Genomic DNA, 17309 nt, shown 5'->3' on the forward strand with positions numbered 1-17309 from the left:
ACGCCCGGTTACATTTCGAACCCGGAAGCTAAGCCTTACAGCGCCGATGGTACTGCAGGGGGGACCCTGTGGGAGAGTAGGACGCCGCCGAACAAATTTTGAGAAAACCCCGCACCTTTCAGGTGCGGGGTTTTCTGCGTTTACAGTGGCTCCATGCGCTATGACCTCGTCATCTTCGACAACGACGGCGTGCTCGTCGACAGTGAGCCGATTTCCAACCGGCTCCTGGCCGCCTACCTGACCGAGCTCGGGCACCCGACGTCGTACGAGGACTCCATACGGGACTACATGGGCTCGGCCATGCACCGGGTTCATGAGCTGGTCCTGGAGCGGACGGGGCGGGTGCTGCCCGAGGACTTCGACGACGTGTTCCACGCGCGTGTCTTCGCCGCCTTCGAGCGGGAGTTGAAGCCCGTGGCGGGTGTCGGCGAGGTGCTGGAGAAGCTCGCGGCGGACGGGGTGCCGTACTGCGTGGCGTCGTCGGGGAGTCATGCGCGGATCCGGGTGGGGCACCGGACGACAGGGCTGGACCGGTGGTTCGGGGAGGACCGCATCTTCAGTTCCGAGGACGTGGGGCGGGGGAAGCCGGCGCCGGATCTCTTCCTGTACGCCGCCGAGCGGATGGGTGTCGCACCCGAGCGGTGCGTGGTCGTGGAGGACAGCCCCCTGGGCGTGCGCGCGGCCGTCGCGGCCGGGATGGACGTGTACGGGTTCACCGCGATGACGCCGGCCGCCAAGCTCGCCCAGGCCACCCAACTCTTCGACGACATGTGTGAGTTGGCAGGGCTGCTCGGCTGACAAATGTCATGCCGAGTCCCGGACGATCGTTTCTACTGCCGCGCGGGTGCCGTCCGCGAAGCTGAACGCATGACGACGAAGACGAGCAAGCAGAACTCCTTCCGGCCGCTGATCATGGACGTGGCGGTGCCCGTCGGGTCCTACTACCTCTTCAAGGAGGCCTTCGGGACCAGCACCTTCGCCGCTCTCGCACTGAGCAGCGTGGTGCCGGCCGTGCGGACCGTGTGGGGCCTCGTGAAGGAGCGGAAGGTGAACTCGCTCGCCGGGCTCATCCTCGTGGTCAACGTGGTCTCGCTGGCGCTGAGTTTCCTCTCGGGCGATCCGCGGCTGATGCTCGCCAAGGACAGCGGGGTCAGCAGCGTGATCGGGATTGCCGTCCTGGTGTCCGTGGCGATGGGCAGGCCGATGATGACCGAGGCGTTCAAGCCCTTCCTGACGCGGGGTGACGCGGCGAGGGAGGCCGCCTGGGAGCAGCTGGCGGCCGGGTCGGCCGCGTTCCGACGGCTGGAGCGGCTCTTCTCCGCGGTGTGGGGCGTGGCGCTGCTCGCGGAGTGCGCGGCGCGGATCGTGGGGGCCTACACCGTGCCCGTCGACACCATGGTCTGGCTCGGCTCGGTCATCCTGGCCGGGGCGATCACGCTGGCCCTCGTCGTCAGCCGCAAGGCCGCCGCCGAGCCCATGGCGCGGATGCTCACCGCCGAGGCGAACGCGACCGCGGAGACGGTCCGGGACGAGATCGCGATCGCCGCCTGAGGGCAACAGCGAGTAAAGCTGAGGAAAATTCATCTTTGGCTGGATCTACCCACAGGTAGCCAGGGGCCCTACGCTCGCCGCCATGACAGATGTGCTGCGGCGCGGCAGGGCCTCTTTGGCGTTCAGCTTCTTCGTGCAGGGCGCCACCTTCGCTCTTCTGGTGACCCGAATCCCGGCCATTCAGGATCGGTACGGCGTCTCCGACGCGCTGCTGCCCGCCTTCCTGGCCGCCGTGCCCATCCTGGCCGGCGTCGGGAGCGTGACGACCGAGCAGTTGGTGAAGCGAATACGGCCCAGTCTGTTGCTGCGGTGGCTGCAGCCGGTGGTGATGCTGGCGCTGATCGGCGTCGGGTCGGGAGACCGGCTGGCCGAGCTGGGGATCGCGCTGGCCGCCTTCGGGCTGGCCGTGGGCGGGCTGGATGCCTCGATGAACATGCTCGGGGTGAGCCTGCAGCGGTCGTACGGGCGCAGCATCATGCTCAGCTTCCACGCCGCGTTCAGCCTGGGCGGGATCGTGGGGGCCTCGCTGGCCTGGGTGGGGGCGCACTGGCATCTCGCGCTGTGGGTGTCGTATCTGCCGGTCGTGGTGGTGCTGCTGCCCGCCGTGCTGGTGGGGAGCCGGTGGTACGTCGACGCGGGCGCCGGCTCCGATGCGGTGTCCGTGGAGGGCGGCGAGGCGCAGTCCGTCGTCTTCAAGCTGCTGCTGCCGCTGTGCCTGGTGATGACCTTCGCGTACATCGGGGACTCGACGGTCTCCAACTGGAGCGCGAAGTACCTGAAGGACGTGCTCGGGAGCTCGGAGCAGCTGTCGACCGTGCCGTACAACGTGTACATGGTGACCACGCTGCTGGGGCGGGCGCTGGGGGACGCGGGGGTACGGCGGTTCGGGGCCGTCGCGGTCGTGCGGCTGGGGGCGGTGGTGGCGGCCGCGGGGTTCGCCGTGGTGGCCGTGGCGCCGGGGGCGTGGGCCGGGATGCTCGGGTTCACGCTGGTGGGGCTCGGACTGTGCGTGCTGGTGCCGCAGACGTTCGCGGCGGCCGGGCGGCTGTTCCCGGGGGCCTCGGACGCGGCGGTGGCGCGGCTCAACGTCTTCAACTACGTCGGGTTCCTGATCGGTTCGCCGCTGGTGGGGGCGCTGGGCGACGCGTGGAGCTACCGCTGGGCGATGTTCGTACCGATGGTGTTGGTGCTGGTGACCCTCGTGTACGCCCGCTCGTTCGCACCTCGGCCGGACCGATACGGTGGCGAGCATGAGCGGCCGCGCACAGCTGATGTGGGACGAGGCAGTAACGGGCTATGACTTCGGTCCGGACCATCCGATGGATCCGATCCGGCTCGCCCTGACCAAGCATCTCGTCGATGCCTTCGGGCTGGACAAGGACGTCGAGGTGGTGGCGGCGAAGCCCGCCGGGGAGTCGACGCTGCGGCTCGTCCACCGGGAGGACTACATCGAAGCCGTGAAGGCGGCCTCGGTGGACCCCGGGGCGGCGGACGGCGGATACGGGATCGGGACCATGGACGATCCGGCCTTCGCCGGCATGCACGAGGTGTCCGCGACGATCGCCGGGCAGTCGGTGGGGGCGGCGGAGGCGGTGTGGCGCGGGGAGGCGTTGCACGCCGTGAACTTCACCGGCGGGCTGCACCACGCGATGCCGGGCGGCGCCTCCGGGTTCTGCATCTACAACGACGCCTCGCTCGCGATCGCGCGGCTGCTGGAGCTGGGTGCCGAGCGGATCGCGTACGTCGACGTGGACGTGCACCACGGGGACGGCGTGCAGGCGGCCTTCTGGGAGGACCCGCGGGTCCTGACGATCTCGTTGCACGAGCATCCGCGGACGCTGTTCCCGCAGACCGGATGGCCGGAGGAGACGGGCGCCGACTCGGCGGAGGGGTCGGCGGTGAACGTGGCCCTGCCGGCCGGTACGGGGGACGCGGGGTGGCTGCGGGCGTTCCACGCCGTGGTGCCGGAGCTGATCGCGGACTTCCGGCCGCAGGTGCTGGTGACGCAGCACGGGGCCGACACGCACTTCGAGGATCCGCTGGCGCACCTCGCCGTGTCGCTGGACGCGCAGCGGGCCGTGCAGGTCGCCTGTCACGACCTGGCGCACCGGTACGCCGACGGGAAGTGGGTCGCGCTGGGCGGCGGCGGATACGCGGTGGTCGAGGTCGTGCCGCGGTCCTGGACGCACCTGGTGGGGATCGCGGCGGGACGTGAGATCGCGCCGGAGACGGTGATCCCCGAGAGCTGGCGGCAGGAAGTCTTCGCGCGAACCCGGCAGTTGGCGCCGGGGCGGATGACGGACGGGCGGTGGCCGGTGTCCTGGGCCGAGTGGGAAGCGGGATACGACCCGGCGGACCGGCTCGACCAGGCGGTGCTCGCGACCCGGCGTGCGGTGTTCCCCCTGCGGGGCCTGCTGGCGTAGGCGTCAGGAGGGCCGTTACGCCGACTGTGCGGTGTTTCCCTGTTCGGGTGGCCGCGGCCGGGCCGGTCCGTCACCATCGCAAGCGTGTTGAGCACCGGAGCCCTGCGCGCTCATCTGCTGGCTGCCCGCCTCGCCGGACCGGTGGCCACCTCGCGCGAGGAAAGCCTGCGGAGCTACCGGCTCTTCGCGGCTCGCGACCCCCGGGTGCTGATCGGGCTCGATCCCGAATGGACATGGAAACAGCGTGATTTGATTGAGTTGATGGCGAGGAAGTGTGGTGTTTCGGCCGATCCGCATCATGTCTCAGGCCATGATCTGATCGATCCCGAGCTGACACTGACCGCTCTGGATGCGTTCGCGGACCGTCTGGCGGCTGCGGCCCAGCGCAGGGCACCTGTGCTCCTCGGCACCGGACACCCGCACCGGCTGCTCGACTTCTACGCCGCCTTGGCGGACGCGCTGTCGGCGGCGGGATGTACCGTCCTCACACCGGCGCATGGTCGCTGTGTCGACATAACGACCCGGTTCGGTCTACGTACGTACAACCTCGAGTACGTACGGCGAGTCGCGTTCGTCCGGGAACCCGGGACGCCCCGCCCCGGTTGTGCGACCGGCGCGCACACGCATTCACCGATGCCGGTTCGCCTCGCCCTGGCCGCGGCCGCCGAGGCCGGCGGGCCGCTGCCCGACCTCGTCATCGGGGACCATGGCTGGGTCTGCGGGGCAGGTCAGCTGGGGTTTGAGGCCATTGGTCTGGCAGATACGGATGACCCCGCGCTCTTTGTGGGGGAGGCTGAGGGGGTCGTGTCCGTCGTCGTTCCACTTGATGACGCTGTGCGGTCTGGTTACTACCGGCCGCTTACCCGCTACGTACTCAATCGAGCGTGTCTGTCACAGTAGGCCGCCGATGGGTGCACCTCTTCCCCACTCGCATCACCCGCCCCTACATTGGGGAGTGAGCACGCAGCGACGAAGAGTCACCGGAAGGGGAAGCCGGTGGCCGTCGAGTGCGGAAGGTTCAGGTGTGTCATGGCTGCTGAGCAGAGGCCTCTGAGCGAGGTTCAGTTCCTTACCGTGGCGGAGGTCGCCTCGGTGATGCGAGTGTCGAAGATGACCGTGTACCGGTTGGTGCACAGCGGTCATCTGCCCGCGATCAGGGTGGGGCGGTCCTTCCGCGTCCCCGAGAACGCGGTTCACGAATACCTCCGCGAGAGCTACGTGGGGGTGGAAACCGCCTGACGACGACGGGTTCGAGGGAGATCCTCAGGGCACTCAGGGATCTCCCCGGACCCCTCGCCGGCACCTCGATTACGACCTCAGCGCTCGGACGGGTAGGCTAGCCCCTCGTAGGTCGTGTGGGCCCATGGCGCCCAAACACCGAGTGATGAGAAGTGAGCGAGGGTAGTCGTGGGCTCTGTTATCAAGAAGCGGCGCAAGCGGATGGCCAAGAAGAAGCACCGCAAGCTGCTCAAGCGCACGCGCGTTCAGCGTCGTAACAAGAAGTAAGGCGACGCGGCGACAGCAGCGTGTTCATGTGGCCCCCCACCGCATCCGGTGGGGGGCCACATGCGTTCTCGGTTCACGGACGTTCACATGGCTTGGTCCGGTCGTAGGTGCTGTGGATGTGGTTACTTCATGCATTGGGCGGTCATCACAGCGCAACATCGACCCGCTAAGTTGGCCACACACGGGGAACGCGGCAGGCTACGACTACCGGATGTGCTGGAAGGAAGGCGCTGATCTTGGGCAAGGTCGTGCTCGTGACCGGAGTGGCCCGCAGGCTGGGGGGTCGGTTCGTCCGACGGATCCAGCGTGATCCGCGGGTGGACCGGGTCGTCGCCGTGGACGCGGTTCCCCCCGAGCACCATCTCGGGGGCGCCGACTTCATCCAGGCCGACATCCGCCAGCCCACCATCGCGCGCGTTCTCGCCGAGACGGGCGCCGACACGGTCGTACACCTGGATGTGACGGCCATGGCGCTGGGCAGCGGCAGCCGGGCCACGGTCAAGGAGACCAACGTCATCGGCACCATGCAGCTGCTCGGTGCCTGCCAGAAGTCGCCGACGGTCAAACGGCTGGTGGTGAAGTCCAGTACGAACGTGTACGGATCCGCCCCCCGCGACCCGGCCGTCTTCACCGAGACGACCCCGCCCAAGTCCCTGCCCTCCGGCGGGTTCGCGAAGGACACGGTCGAGGTCGAGGGGTACGTCCGGGGCTTCGCCCGCCGGCGGCCCGACGTGGCCGTCTGCGTACTGCGCTTCGCCAACATCCTCGGCCCGGCCGCCGACACCCCGCTCGCCTCGTACTTCGCGCTGCCGGTGCTGCCGACCGTGTTCGGCTACGACCCGCGGCTGCAGTTCGTGCACGAGGACGACGTGATGGAGGTGCTCCGGATCGCCTCGCACGAACCGGAGCGGGGCACGCTCAACAGCGGCACCTTCAACATCGCCGGCGACGGCGTCCTGCTGCTGTCGCAGTGCTCGCGGCGGCTCGGCAAGCCCACGGTGCCCCTGCTGCTGCCCGCCGTCACCTGGGCCGGCTCGCTGGTGCGTACCCTGGGAGTGACCGACTTCTCGCCCGAGCAGATCCGGCTGCTGACACACGGCAGGGTCGTGGCGACGGACCAGATGCGGGAGACGCTCGGGTTCCGGCCGAAGTACACGACGGCGGAGACCTTCGCGGACTTCGCCCGCAGCCACGGACCCGGACTCCTGCCGCCGGAGGCCCTCGCGGGGGCCGTCGACCGGATCGCCGCACTGCCCGTCCCGGGCGGTGGCCACCCCCCGACGCAAAGCGCCAACTGAGGAGCGCATCAACGATGGCGGATGCCAAGGTCATTCCGTTCGACGACGACCGGTCCCGCGGGAGCGCCGTACAGCGGCCGCCGCGCCGCCGGGGCGCGGGGAGCCGGCGCAAGACCGCGGAACCCGCGCAGGTCGGAGAGGTCCAGCCCCTGCCCGGCAGGGCTCCGGCGCAGGATGATGTTCCGGTGACGCGTGAGGAACAGCAGCCCGAGAGGCCGCGGGACGAGGGCGGCCTGGAGCGGCGCATCGCGCACGGGCTCGACTTCCTGCGCCGCCGGCTCACCGGCGACTACGAGGTCGACGACTTCGGGTACGACGAGGAGTTGACCGACCAGGTCCTGATGTCCCTGCTGCGGCCGGTGTACGAGAAGTACTTCCGGGTCGAGGTGAAGGGTGTCGAGAACATCCCGAAGGACGGCGGCGCGCTGATCGTCGCCAACCATTCGGGCACGCTGCCGATGGACGGCCTGATGCTGCAGGTCGCCGTCCACGACAACCATCCCGCCGACCGGCACCTGCGTCTGCTCGCCGCCGACCTGGTCTTCATGCTGCCGGTCGTCAACGAGCTGGCCCGCAAGCTCGGGCACACCCTGGCCTGCGCGGAGGACGCCGAACGCCTCCTCGGGCAGGGCGAGTTGGTCGGTGTGATGCCGGAGGGCTTCAAGGGCATCGGAAAGCCCTTCTCCGAGCGCTACAAGCTCCAGCGGTTCGGGCGCGGCGGTTTCGTCTCGACGGCCCTGCGTCAGGGCGTCCCGATCATCCCGTGCTCGATCGTGGGCGCGGAGGAGATCTACCCGATGATCGGCAACGCGAAGACGCTGGCCCGTCTGCTGGGCTTCCCGTACTTCCCGCTGACGCCGACCTTCCCGTGGCTGGGACCGCTGGGCGCGATCCCGCTGCCGACCAAGTGGACGATCCAGTTCGGCGAGCCGATCCCGACGGACGGCTATCCGCCGGAGGCCGCCGAGGACCCGATGCTGATGTTCAACCTGACCGACCAGGTCAGGGAGCAGATCCAGCACACGCTCTACAAGCTGCTGGTGCAGCGCCGGTCGGTGTTCTTCTGAGCTCTCCGGTACGACGTTCTCCGGTACGACGGTGGGGGCGCCCTTCCCGAGAAGGGCGCCCCCACCGTCGTACCGCCTAGGAGCCCTGGTTGTCGCCCTCGATGCCCAGGCCCGGCAGGAGGCCCGGGAGCAGGGGCGGGATGGTCACGTCCGGGTTGGCGCTGGGAGAGCCGGTCGCCGACGGGGACGCGGTGCCGCTGGACTTGGGCGGGTCGAGCAGACCGCCGGTGTTGCCGCCGATCAGGCCGTCGCTGCCGGTGGTGGCCGACCCGCTGGGGCTGCTGGAGTGGCTCCCGTCGGAGGAGCCCTTCCCGGCGCCCGGCGAGGTCGAGCCGTGGCCGGGGCCCGAGGTGCCCGTGGACGCCGTGCTCGAACCACTCCGCCTGCCGTCGCCGCCGCCGCCCTGGGCGGGCGATTGTGGCAGCAGGGACTGCAGCGGGGCGACCTCTTCGTCTATGGCGTCGAAGACCGAGGACACCTCGTCGCTGACGTCGCCGAGCTGGACCGGGAGCTTGTCGCGCAGTGCGCCCCATACCTCGCGGTGCGACCGGGAGAAGGCGGAGAGGGCCTGGATGGGGCCGAGGGAATGCGGGTCGCGCTCGTACGCCTCGTGCAGCAGACGGTGGCCTTCGGAGGCGTCGTGCTGCATGCCGGACAGGGCGCGACGGATCTCGCCGACGGACTCGTGGTCGAGGTGGCCGCCGCGGCCGCGGTCCATCAGCCTGCGTGCCTCGTTCAGCCGGGTCGAGGCGAGGTCCAGATAGGCCTGGCCCTGCTGGTCCGCGCCCTCGGTGAGGTAGTTGAGCTTGAAGTCCTCGATGCCGCGCTTCAGGCCGTAGAGCGAGTCGCCGGGCAGCGCGTCCGAGCTGGCCGCGGCGACTCCGCCGAAGGCTCCCGCGGCGACGCCGACGCTGAGCCCGCCCGCGGCGAGCCCCTTGGTCAGCCTGGAACGGGGGCGTAGTTTGCCCAGCCCGCTCGCCCGGTGCGTGCCCCGGGAGCGATGGGAGCGCTGCTCCGGCACCGAAGGATCCGCCGCCTCGCCACCGGCGCCCTCTTGGAGCATGGCCTCGAAGGCGGCCACCAACTGGGCCCGCTGGACGACCTTGACTTCGGGGTCCATCTGCGGCTTGGGCAGCTCGCCGAGGTCGACCACCAGGGCCAGCAGCTCGGCCTGCTCCGTCCGTGCCGCCGCCGGTGGGGGTGGATCGGACTGCTGAGCCGCCGTGTCCCGGTCGGGCTGCTCGTCCAGGGCCTGGGCGAAGGCGTTCGCCCGCCGGTGCGCCGATACGTTCGCGATCACTGGCGGCACCTCCTCTCGTCATGACGGTCGACTCCCCAGGGGGTCCTGAGGGTTGCACGCCCCGACGACAACCACACGATCGAGTGATCGGAGTCGGCCAGGGAGTGACCACAGGGAGCCTGCATCCCGCACAACGAGCGGCGCGGCACTTGGGTTACGGACGACGGATGATCGGATCGGGAAGTCAACGGACTTTCACTGAAAGTGAGTTGGGTGTCGCGGAGCGTGTCGGGGCTCAGCGGGCGTCGTCCGGCAGGAGCCGGGCGAGGGTCCGCACGGCCCGGTACTGCAGGGTCTTGATCGCGCCCTCGTTCTTGCCCATCACACGAGCCGTCTCGGCGACCGAGAGGCCCTGCAGGAAGCGCAGGGTCACGCACTCCTGCTGCTGCGGGTTGAGCCGGCGGACGGCCTCCAGCAGGGCGGCGTTCGAGAGGGACTCCAGGACGGAGTCCTCCGGGGAGCGCTCGACCTCGTTGGCGTCGAGCATCTCGCCGGTGGTCACCTCCAGCCGGAAGCGGCTCGACTTGAAGTGGTCGGCGACCAGGTTGCGGGCGATCGTGACCAGCCAGGCGCCGAAGTCGCGGCCCTGCCAGGTGAACGTGCCGATGCGGCGCAGGGCGCGCAGGAACGTCTCGCTGGTGAGGTCCTCGGCGGTGGCCTTCCCGCCCACGCGGTAATAGATGTACCGGTAGACGGTGTCGCTGTACTGGTCGTAGAGGCGCCCGAAGGCGTCGGCCTCGCCGGCCTGGGCGCGCTCGACCAGGTCCATCATCCGGGCGCTGTCGCTGTCCGCGGCGGGGCGGCGGGCGGTGGTGCCGGCGGCGGCCGCCCGGCCTCGTCTGCCGACCGCCGCGCTGCCGTCGGCCAGTGCGTAGCACGGACCGACCGGCGCGGCAGCGGCGCCCGCGAGGGCGGGCACGGCGTACGCGGTGGGGACGAAGTCGCGCAACAGGTTGAGGACCGTTGCGCGCAGCGTAGCCAGGCCCGAGGCGTCAACCCCGACGTGTGGGTACACGGGACTCCCAGAGGCAGAGCTTCCATCACGTGCAGTACGGGACCGTTCACCCGTCGTAGCGACGGAGGGGTACCGGATTGCGTCTGAGGAGAATAACGCTTCGTACAGGCGCTGCTACACCGAGTTGCTCAAATCATCGATTACGTCGCTTCTGTAACCGATTGGCGCACGATCAAGTACCAGAGAGTGACCGTTTGTTGATCGAAAAGGTTCGGCTTACGGGTGGGAACGGGGCGTGTTCTGGCCGTGTGCAGCCAATGCGACTGGACAGCGGCCTGCGGGGGTATGACCTGCGGATTGGCTTGTTTGTGCGGACGCTCCGGAAAACGAAAGAGGGGCGTCGCGGATGCGACGCCCCTCTTTCGGCGGTGGTGCGGGTGAACTCAGCGGCGCCGTCGGCTGATGGCGATGGCCGCCGCGGTGCCGCCGGCCACCGCGCCCACGCCCGCCGCCGCCGGGATGCCCACCTTGGCGGCCTTGCGGCCCGTGCGGTAGTCCCGCAGCCGCCAGTCCAGACTGCGGGCGTGCTTGCGGAGCTTGGTGTCGGGGTTGATGGCGTAGGGGTGGCCGACCAGGGACAGCATCGGGATGTCGTTGTGGCTGTCGCTGTAGGCCGCGCAGCGGGAGAGGTCCAGGCCCTCGGCCGCCGCCAGCGCGCGGACCGCCTCGGCCTTCGCCGGGCCGTGCAGGGGTTCGCCGACGAGCTTGCCCGTGTAGACGCCGTCGACCGATTCGGCGACCGTGCCGAGTGCGCCGGTCAGGCCCAGCCGGCGGGCGATCACCTGCGCGATCTCCACCGGGGCGGCCGTCACCAGCCAGACCTTCTGGCCCGCGTCCAGGTGCGCCTGCGCGAGGGCGCGGGTGCCGGGCCAGATGCGCTCGGCCATGTACTCGTCGTAGATCTCCTCGCCGATGGACTGCAGTTCGGCGACGCGGTGGCCCTTGACGATGGACAGCGCCGAGTCGCGGGCCTCCTGCATGTGTTCCGGGTCCTCGACGCCGGCCAGCCTGAACCAGGCCTGCTGCCAGGCGAACTTGGCGAGGTCGCGGGTCTCGAAGAACTTGCGCTTGTACAGCCCGCGGCCGAAGTGGAAGAGGGCGGCACCCTGCATGACGGTGTTGTCCAGGTCGAAGAAGGCGGCTGCCTTGTCGTCGCCCAGCACCGGGAACTCCGGTTCCTCGACGGCGAGGTCGGGGGTCTCCGATTCCTGCGAGGACTTGCGGGCGGCCTCAGCCGAGGCCTCGCCTGCCAACACGCTCCGCGCCGTGGCGGAGCGCCTACGGGGAGTGAGCCATCCGAGAGCGGCCATGACCGTGAGCATAGCCAGTTTGTTCGGTGACTTCGGAGTCGAGAGGTTTGGAGGTTGTGAACTCTCCGCGGCCAGGCCGTTAAACAAGCGGTGCGGCGCGGCCACAATGGCTCGTATGAGTCCCATTTTTCGGCGGAAGGCGCCGGACCCGCAGGAGCGACTGGTCACTCTGGTCCGGAAGCAGGGCTGTCATCTGTGTGATGACGCACAAGTTGTGGTGGAGAAGGTGTGTGGCGAGCTCGGTGTGCCGTGGGAGGAGAAGGACATCGCGCTCGATCCACAACTCCATGACCAGTACTGGGAGCAGATTCCGGTCGTCCTGATCGACGGTGCCCAGCACACCTTCTGGCGCGTCGACGAGGAGCGACTGCGCAAGGCGCTCGCTTAGGATCGAAGGCGTCCGGTCTCGGGGGCGGGGATCCGAAAAGGAGCGTGTGCGGTCTTGCCCCCAAGAACAGAGGAACGGCTGTGTCCGTGCGCCGGTTCCGCGCCGGGGCGCCGGGGGCGCGTGACCCCGGTCACGTTGGCCGGGCAAATCGGACACCATCTTTGTGCACGCGTTCACAAAGACATAGCCTGCTTTCGACGGGGCGGTCCAGGAACGTGTGACCGCCTGCAGCCCCGCTCTACCCGCAGGAGCACCGTGGCAACTGGCCGAACTCACCGACCGGCGACCCGTAGCCGAGGGATTCCCGAGGCCACCGTCGCCCGGCTTCCGCTGTACCTCCGAGCCCTGACCGCACTGTCGGAGCGCTCGGTACCCACGGTCTCCTCCGAGGAGCTCGCGGCCGCCGCGGGGGTCAACTCCGCCAAGCTGCGCAAGGACTTCTCCTACCTGGGGTCGTACGGGACCAGGGGCGTCGGCTACGACGTCGAGTACCTCGTCTACCAGATCTCGCGCGAGCTGGGGCTCACCCAGGACTGGCCGGTCGTCATCGTCGGTATCGGCAACCTCGGCGCCGCCCTCGCCAACTACGGCGGGTTCGCCTCCCGTGGCTTCCGGGTGGCCGCCCTCATCGACGCCGACCCGGCCATGGCCGGCAAGCCCGTCGCGGGCATCCCCGTGCAGCACACCGACGACCTCGAGAAGATCATCGAGGACAACGGCGTGAGCATCGGCGTGATCGCGACCCCCGCCGGCGCCGCCCAGCAGGTCTGCGAGCGGCTCGTCGCGGCGGGCGTCACCTCCATCCTGAACTTCGCGCCGACCGTGCTGTCCGTCCCGGACGGCGTCGACGTACGCAAGGTGGATCTGTCGATCGAGCTGCAGATCCTCGCCTTCCACGAGCAGCGCAAGGCCGGTGAGGAGAGCGCGTCCGGCGACGGCGCGCACCCGGCCGCCGCCGCCCGCAAGGAGTCCGCCGACCAGGGGCCCGACGGGGACGTCCCCGCCGTGATGCCGGCATGAGTCTCCTCGTCGTCGGGCTGAGCCACCGCAGTGCGCCGGTCAGCGTCCTGGAGCGGGCGGCGCTGCACGCGGACGCCCAGGTCAAGCTGTTGCAGGACACGGTCGCCGCCGAACCGGCCACCGAGGCCGCGGTGCTCGCCACCTGCAACCGCATCGAGCTGTACGCCGACGTCGACAAGTTCCACGCCGGTGTCGCCGAGCTGTCCACGCTGCTCGCCCAGCACAGCGGGGTGGGGCTGGAGGAGCTCACGCCCTATCTGTACGTCCACTACGAGGACCGGGCGGTTCACCACCTGTTCTCCGTGGCCTGCGGGCTCGACTCCATGGTCGTCGGCGAGGGGCAGATCCTCGGGCAGATAAAGGACTCGCTGGCCAAGGCGCAGGACCTGCACACCGCCGGCCGGCTGCTGAACGACCTCTTCCAGCAGGCGCTGCGGGTCGGCAAGCGGGCCCACTCCGAGACCGGGATCGACCGGGCCGGGCAGTCGCTGGTCACCTTCGGGCTGGAGCAGCTGGCCCTCGGCGCCGACGTCCAGGAGTGGGCGCGGGGCAAGAAGGCGCTGGTCATCGGGGCCGGTTCGATGTCCTCGCTCGCGGCGGCGACGCTGGCGCGGGCCGGCGTGGCGGAGGTCGTGGTCGCCAACCGGACCGGGGAGCGGGCGGAGCGGCTCGCGCAGATACTCGCCGACGGCGACGACACGGACGTGCTGGCCCGGGCGGTACCGATGGACTCGGTGCCGGGCGAGCTGACACGTGCGGATGTCGTCGTCTCCTGTACGGGGGCCACGGGCCTGGTCCTGACCGCAGGGACCGTCGCTACGGCGGTGCGGGGCCGGGTCGACGACGGCGCGCCGGACATCGCCGCCGACCTGGGACGGGACGCACGGCTCGGCGCCGGCGAGGCTACGCCGCTCCGTGGGTCGGGAGCCGCCCCAAGCGGCACGAACGCCCGCGGGCTGCCGGGCGCGGCCGCCGACGAGAACTGTCCGCTCGACCTCCCCGCCGTACCGGCCACCCCCGGCTTCTCCCTGCTCGGTGAGGCTGCCGTCGCCGGGATGCCCGCCGCCGAGCTGGAGCAGCACGCGGCCTGGGTGGACAACGCGCCGGGACCGCAGGCGACCGGGCAGGCCACCGCGCTCGACCCCGCCGAGGAGGCCGACGCCATCGCCGCGCTCGCCGCCCTCGCCGCCACCGTCGGCCGCATCCCCGAACGCCGTAAGCCCGAGCCCGTCGTCGAGGCCCCACGGCCCGCGCCCGTGCTCTTCGTGCTCGACCTCGCCATGCCGCGGGACGTCGACGCGGCCGTGCACCGCCTGACCGGGGTGCGGCTGGTCGACATCGAGTCCCTCGCCGAGGCCTCAGCGGACGCGCCGATGGCCGCCGACGTCGACCAGGTGCGGCGGATCGTGGCCGACGAGGTCGCCGCCTTCGGGGCGGCGCTCAGGGCCGCGCACATCACGCCCACCGTCGTGGCCCTGCGCACCATGGCCGCGGACGTGGTGGCCGGTGAGATCGCGCGGCTGGAGGGGCGGTTGCCAGGCCTCGACGACAAGCACCGCGCCGAGATCACGCAGACCGTCAAACGCGTCGTGGACAAGCTGCTCCACGCGCCGACCGTGCGGGTCAAGCAACTCGCCGCCGAACCGGGCGGCGCGGGGTACGCGGATGCCCTGCGCACCCTTTTCGACCTCGACCAGGAGACGGTGGCCGCCGTCTCCCGGGCCGACAACGACTCTGAGAACAGCAAGAACCGAGGGCCAGCATGAGTAGCAAGGCACTGAGGCTCGGGACCAGGCGGAGCAGACTCGCCATGGCCCAGTCCGGGCAAGTCGCGGACGCCGTGAGCCAGGTGACCGGACGGCCCGTGGAGCTCGTCGAGATCACCACCTACGGCGACACCTCGCGCGAGCACCTCGCGCAGATCGGCGGCACGGGCGTGTTCGTCACCGCGCTGCGGGACGCGCTGCTCCGGGGCGAGGTCGACTTCGCGGTTCATTCGCTCAAGGACCTGCCCACCGCGCAGCCCGAGGGGCTGACGCTGGCCGCCGTACCGGAGCGCGAGGACCCCAGGGACGTCATCGTCGCCCGGGACGCGCTGAAGTTCACCGACCTGCCCCGCGGGGCGCGGATCGGGACCGGCTCGCCGCGGCGGATGGCCCAGTTGAACTCGTACGCGCGCAGCCACGGGCTCGACATACAGACGGTGCCGATCCGGGGGAACGTCGACACCCGCATCGGATACGTGCGGGACGGTGAACTGGACGCCGTCGTGCTGGCGGCCGCCGGACTCAACCGCATCGGCCGGATCGACGAGGTGACCGACTTCCTGTCGGTCGACACGGTTCTGCCCGCCCCCGGCCAGGGGGCACTGGCGATCGAGTGCGCCGCGGACAACGCGGACCTGATCGCCGCGCTCGGCGCGCTCGACGACCCGTTCACCCGGGCCGCCGTGACCGCGGAGCGGTCACTGCTCGCCGCCCTGGAGGCCGGCTGCAGCGCCCCGGTGGGCGCGCTGGCCGACCTTCTGGCCGACGGGCAGATTGTCAAGGAAATGCGCCTGCGCGGGATAGTCGGCACGACCGACGGCTCGCGCACGGTGCAGCTGTCCACCACCGGTCCCGTGCCCGAGACGTACGACCAGGCAATGGCGCTCGGTCGCGAACTCGCTGCCGAGATGCTTGCCCAGGGCGCGGCCGGTCTGATGGGGGAGCGAGCACAGTGAGCCCCACCACCCTTCCCACCGGCCTCGATCACGGGCACGTCACCTTCCTGGGCGCCGGACCCGGGGATCCGGGACTGCTGACTCTGCGCGCCGTCGAGGCGCTCGCGACCGCGGATGTCCTCGTCGCCGAGGGCGACGTGCTCGACGTGGTGCGCAAGCACGCCAGACACGGCGTCGCCGAGGTGCACACGGACGGGGGCCCTTCGTCGGACCCTGTTCCGGGCACGGGCACACCTCAGCTGGCGGTTGTTGACGGTGCGTCAACAACCGCTGGGGTCCCCGCGGTACGGGATGCCGCACATCTTGTCATGGAGGCCGCGCGGGGCGGCAGGCGGGTCGTCCGTGCGGTGTCCGGGGACCCTGGCCTGGACGCTTACGCCGCCGAGGAGATGCTCGCCTGCGCCCGCGCCGGCGTGCCCTTCGAGGTCGTGCCGGGTGTCGCCACGGCCGTGGGCGTGCCCGCGTACGCCGGTGTGCCGCTGCGTGACGCCGAGGGCGCGGACGTGCGGTTCGTGGACGCCCGTACCGCCTCCGACCGGTGCTGGAGCGAGGTCGGTGCCTCCGACGGGACGGTGGTCGTCTCGACGACGCTGGACTCCGTGGGCGCGGCCGCCGGCGAACTGGTGTCCGCCGGACGCAAGCCCGACACCCCGATGACCGTGACCGTGGCCGGTACCACCACGCGGCAGCGGACCTGGACGGCGACCCTGGGCACCATCGCGCAGACGCTGAAGCAGGCGAAGGTGCTGCCCTCGCCGGACGGCGGCCGGCCGGTGATAGTCGTGGTCGGCGAGCGTTCCGCCGCCGCCCAGCGCGACCAGCTGTCGTGGTTCGAGAACAAGCCGCTGTTCGGCTGGAAGGTCCTCGTGCCGCGGACCAAGGAGCAGGCGGCGTCGCTCTCCGAGCAGCTGCGCTCCTACGGGGCCGTGCCGCACGAGGTCCCGACGATCGCCGTCGAACCGCCGCGCACGCCCCAGCAGATGGAGCGTGCGGTGAAGGGGCTCGTCACCGGGCGGTACGAGTGGATCGCCTTCACGTCGGTCAACGCGGTCAAGGCCGTGCGGGAGAAGTTCGAGGAGTACGGGCTCGACGCGCGCGCCTTCGCGGGGATCAAGGTCGCCGCGGTGGGCGAGCAGACCGCCAGGGCCCTGGTCGCCTTCGGTGTGAAGCCGGACCTGGTGCCGTCGGGGGAGCAGTCCGCCGCGGGGCTGCTGGAGGACTGGCCGCCGTACGACCCGGTCTTCGACCCGATCGACCGGGTGTTCCTGCCGCGGGCGGACATCGCCACGGAGACCCTCGTCGCCGGGCTCATCGAGCTGGGCTGGGAGGTCGACGACGTCACGGCCTACCGGACCGTGCGGGCCTCGCCGCCGCCGGCGGAGACCCGGGAGGCGATCAAGGGCGGTGGCTTCGACGCCGTTCTGTTCACCTCGTCCTCCACCGTGCGGAACCTGGTGGGGATCGCCGGGAAGCCGCACAACGTGACCGTCATCGCGTGCATCGGGCCCGCCACGGCGAAGACCGCCGAGGAGCACGGGCTGCGGGTGGACGTGATGGCCCCCGAGCCGTCCGTGCACAAGCTGGCGGAGGCGCTGGCCGACTTCGGGCTGCGGCGGCGGGCGGCGGCGCTGGAGAGCGGGGACGCGGTGACGCGGCCGAGTGAGCGGAGGCCGGGGGCGCGGAGGCGGCGGACGACCACGTGAGGTCGG

At 70.5% G+C, this 17309-nt stretch carries 17 protein-coding genes and 1 rRNA gene; 15 read left to right on the plus strand and 3 right to left on the minus strand.

What is annotated here, in order from left to right; genetic code table 11:
- The 10 genes from rrf to ACIGDI_RS43200 all read left to right on the plus strand — a co-directional run.
- Window positions 1-93: ribosomal RNA gene (gene rrf / locus ACIGDI_RS43155) — 5S ribosomal RNA — on the plus strand; the annotation flags it as partial.
- A gap of 60 nt (window positions 94-153) precedes the next feature.
- On the plus strand, window positions 154-798 hold the full coding sequence (locus tag ACIGDI_RS43160) for an HAD family hydrolase (RefSeq protein ID WP_399908472.1): 645 nt from the start codon (window positions 154-156) through the stop codon (window positions 796-798).
- 69 nt (window positions 799-867) lie between these two features.
- A complete protein-coding gene (locus ACIGDI_RS43165; protein WP_399908475.1) occupies window positions 868-1551 on the plus strand; it encodes a VC0807 family protein in 684 nt (227 codons plus the stop codon).
- Between the two features lie 82 nt (window positions 1552-1633).
- On the plus strand, window positions 1634-2851 hold the full coding sequence (locus tag ACIGDI_RS43170; RefSeq protein WP_399908478.1) for an MFS transporter: 1218 nt from the start codon (window positions 1634-1636) through the stop codon (window positions 2849-2851).
- A complete protein-coding gene (locus tag ACIGDI_RS43175; RefSeq protein ID WP_399908481.1) occupies window positions 2802-3974 on the plus strand; it encodes an acetoin utilization protein AcuC in 1173 nt (390 codons plus the stop codon). The genes ACIGDI_RS43170 and ACIGDI_RS43175 overlap by 50 nt, the downstream gene beginning before the upstream one ends.
- 84 nt (window positions 3975-4058) lie before the next feature.
- Entirely contained in the window at window positions 4059-4874 is an 816-nt protein-coding gene (locus tag ACIGDI_RS43180) for a phosphatase (protein ID WP_399908484.1), read from the plus strand.
- 129 nt (window positions 4875-5003) lie between these two features.
- On the plus strand, window positions 5004-5213 hold the full coding sequence (locus ACIGDI_RS43185) for a helix-turn-helix domain-containing protein (RefSeq protein WP_016437488.1): 210 nt from the start codon (window positions 5004-5006) through the stop codon (window positions 5211-5213).
- A 168-nt stretch (window positions 5214-5381) separates the two neighbouring features.
- The gene (locus ACIGDI_RS43190) at window positions 5382-5480 is read left to right on the plus strand and encodes a 30S ribosomal protein bS22 (RefSeq protein ID WP_003948845.1); all 99 of its coding nucleotides are present in this window, start codon (window positions 5382-5384) and stop codon (window positions 5478-5480) included.
- A gap of 236 nt (window positions 5481-5716) precedes the next feature.
- A complete protein-coding gene (locus ACIGDI_RS43195) occupies window positions 5717-6778 on the plus strand; it encodes an NAD-dependent epimerase/dehydratase family protein (protein WP_200705770.1) in 1062 nt (353 codons plus the stop codon).
- Window positions 6779-6792: 14 nt separating this feature from the next.
- Window positions 6793-7845 (plus strand): lysophospholipid acyltransferase family protein, encoded by a 1053-nt coding sequence (locus ACIGDI_RS43200; protein ID WP_399908488.1) that lies wholly within the window; start codon window positions 6793-6795, stop codon window positions 7843-7845.
- Window positions 7846-7921: 76 nt separating this feature from the next.
- Here ACIGDI_RS43200 and ACIGDI_RS43205 read toward each other — a convergent pair whose 3' ends face one another.
- The 3 genes from ACIGDI_RS43205 to ACIGDI_RS43215 form a co-directional block, all read right to left on the minus strand.
- Window positions 7922-9145 (minus strand): DUF5667 domain-containing protein, encoded by a 1224-nt coding sequence (locus ACIGDI_RS43205; RefSeq protein WP_399908491.1) that lies wholly within the window; start codon window positions 9143-9145, stop codon window positions 7922-7924.
- 235 nt (window positions 9146-9380) lie between these two features.
- Window positions 9381-10160 carry an ECF subfamily RNA polymerase sigma factor, BldN family gene (locus tag ACIGDI_RS43210; RefSeq protein ID WP_399908494.1) on the minus strand — a complete coding sequence of 260 codons (780 nt, stop codon included), beginning with the start codon at window positions 10158-10160 and terminating at the stop codon, window positions 9381-9383.
- A 383-nt stretch (window positions 10161-10543) separates the two neighbouring features.
- The gene (locus tag ACIGDI_RS43215; protein ID WP_399908497.1) at window positions 10544-11470 is read right to left on the minus strand and encodes an HAD family hydrolase; all 927 of its coding nucleotides are present in this window, start codon (window positions 11468-11470) and stop codon (window positions 10544-10546) included.
- 106 nt (window positions 11471-11576) lie between these two features.
- On the opposite strand from ACIGDI_RS43215, the gene ACIGDI_RS43220 reads away from it, so the two are divergent.
- The 5 genes from ACIGDI_RS43220 to ACIGDI_RS43240 all read left to right on the plus strand — a co-directional run bounded on the left by ACIGDI_RS43220 (window position 11577) and on the right by ACIGDI_RS43240 (window position 17303).
- The gene (locus ACIGDI_RS43220) at window positions 11577-11858 is read left to right on the plus strand and encodes a glutaredoxin family protein (protein WP_272175445.1); all 282 of its coding nucleotides are present in this window, start codon (window positions 11577-11579) and stop codon (window positions 11856-11858) included.
- Window positions 11859-12113: 255 nt separating this feature from the next.
- Window positions 12114-12878: a redox-sensing transcriptional repressor Rex gene (locus tag ACIGDI_RS43225; RefSeq protein WP_200705419.1), complete on the plus strand. Its 765-nt coding sequence runs from the start codon at window positions 12114-12116 to the stop codon at window positions 12876-12878.
- Window positions 12875-14644 (plus strand): glutamyl-tRNA reductase, encoded by a 1770-nt coding sequence (locus ACIGDI_RS43230; RefSeq protein ID WP_399908499.1) that lies wholly within the window; start codon window positions 12875-12877, stop codon window positions 14642-14644. The genes ACIGDI_RS43225 and ACIGDI_RS43230 overlap by 4 nt, the downstream gene beginning before the upstream one ends.
- Complete coding sequence (gene hemC, locus ACIGDI_RS43235) at window positions 14641-15600, plus strand: hydroxymethylbilane synthase (RefSeq protein ID WP_399908502.1); 960 nt, start codon at window positions 14641-14643, stop codon at window positions 15598-15600. Before ACIGDI_RS43230 ends, hemC begins: the two co-directional genes overlap by 4 nt.
- Window positions 15597-17303: a uroporphyrinogen-III synthase gene (locus tag ACIGDI_RS43240; protein ID WP_399908505.1), complete on the plus strand. Its 1707-nt coding sequence runs from the start codon at window positions 15597-15599 to the stop codon at window positions 17301-17303. The genes hemC and ACIGDI_RS43240 overlap by 4 nt, the downstream gene beginning before the upstream one ends.
- The last annotated feature ends 6 nt before the right edge of the window (window positions 17304-17309 follow it).

Origin of the sequence: Streptomyces sp. NPDC085900, from assembly GCF_044540925.1 — a bacterium.
Lineage (GTDB): Bacteria > Actinomycetota > Actinomycetes > Streptomycetales > Streptomycetaceae > Streptomyces > Streptomyces gilvifuscus.

Bases quoted from the DNA above. Each gene is read 5' to 3' on its own strand.
- ACIGDI_RS43165 (WP_399908475.1), top strand. From the start codon at position 868: ATGACGACGAAGACGAGCAAGCAGAACTCCTTCCGGCCGCTGATCATG.
- ACIGDI_RS43220 (WP_272175445.1), top strand. From the start codon at position 11,577: ATGGCTCGTATGAGTCCCATTTTTCGGCGGAAGGCGCCGGACCCGCAG.
- hemC (WP_399908502.1), top strand. From the start codon at position 14,641: ATGAGTAGCAAGGCACTGAGGCTCGGGACCAGGCGGAGCAGACTCGCC.
- ACIGDI_RS43200 (WP_399908488.1), top strand. From the start codon at position 6,793: ATGGCGGATGCCAAGGTCATTCCGTTCGACGACGACCGGTCCCGCGGG.
- ACIGDI_RS43215 (WP_399908497.1), bottom strand. From the start codon at position 11,470: ATGGCCGCTCTCGGATGGCTCACTCCCCGTAGGCGCTCCGCCACGGCG.
- ACIGDI_RS43230 (WP_399908499.1), top strand. From the start codon at position 12,875: ATGAGTCTCCTCGTCGTCGGGCTGAGCCACCGCAGTGCGCCGGTCAGC.
- ACIGDI_RS43175 (WP_399908481.1), top strand. From the start codon at position 2,802: ATGAGCGGCCGCGCACAGCTGATGTGGGACGAGGCAGTAACGGGCTAT.
- ACIGDI_RS43160 (WP_399908472.1), top strand. From the start codon at position 154: ATGCGCTATGACCTCGTCATCTTCGACAACGACGGCGTGCTCGTCGAC.
- ACIGDI_RS43170 (WP_399908478.1), top strand. From the start codon at position 1,634: ATGACAGATGTGCTGCGGCGCGGCAGGGCCTCTTTGGCGTTCAGCTTC.
- ACIGDI_RS43185 (WP_016437488.1), top strand. From the start codon at position 5,004: ATGGCTGCTGAGCAGAGGCCTCTGAGCGAGGTTCAGTTCCTTACCGTG.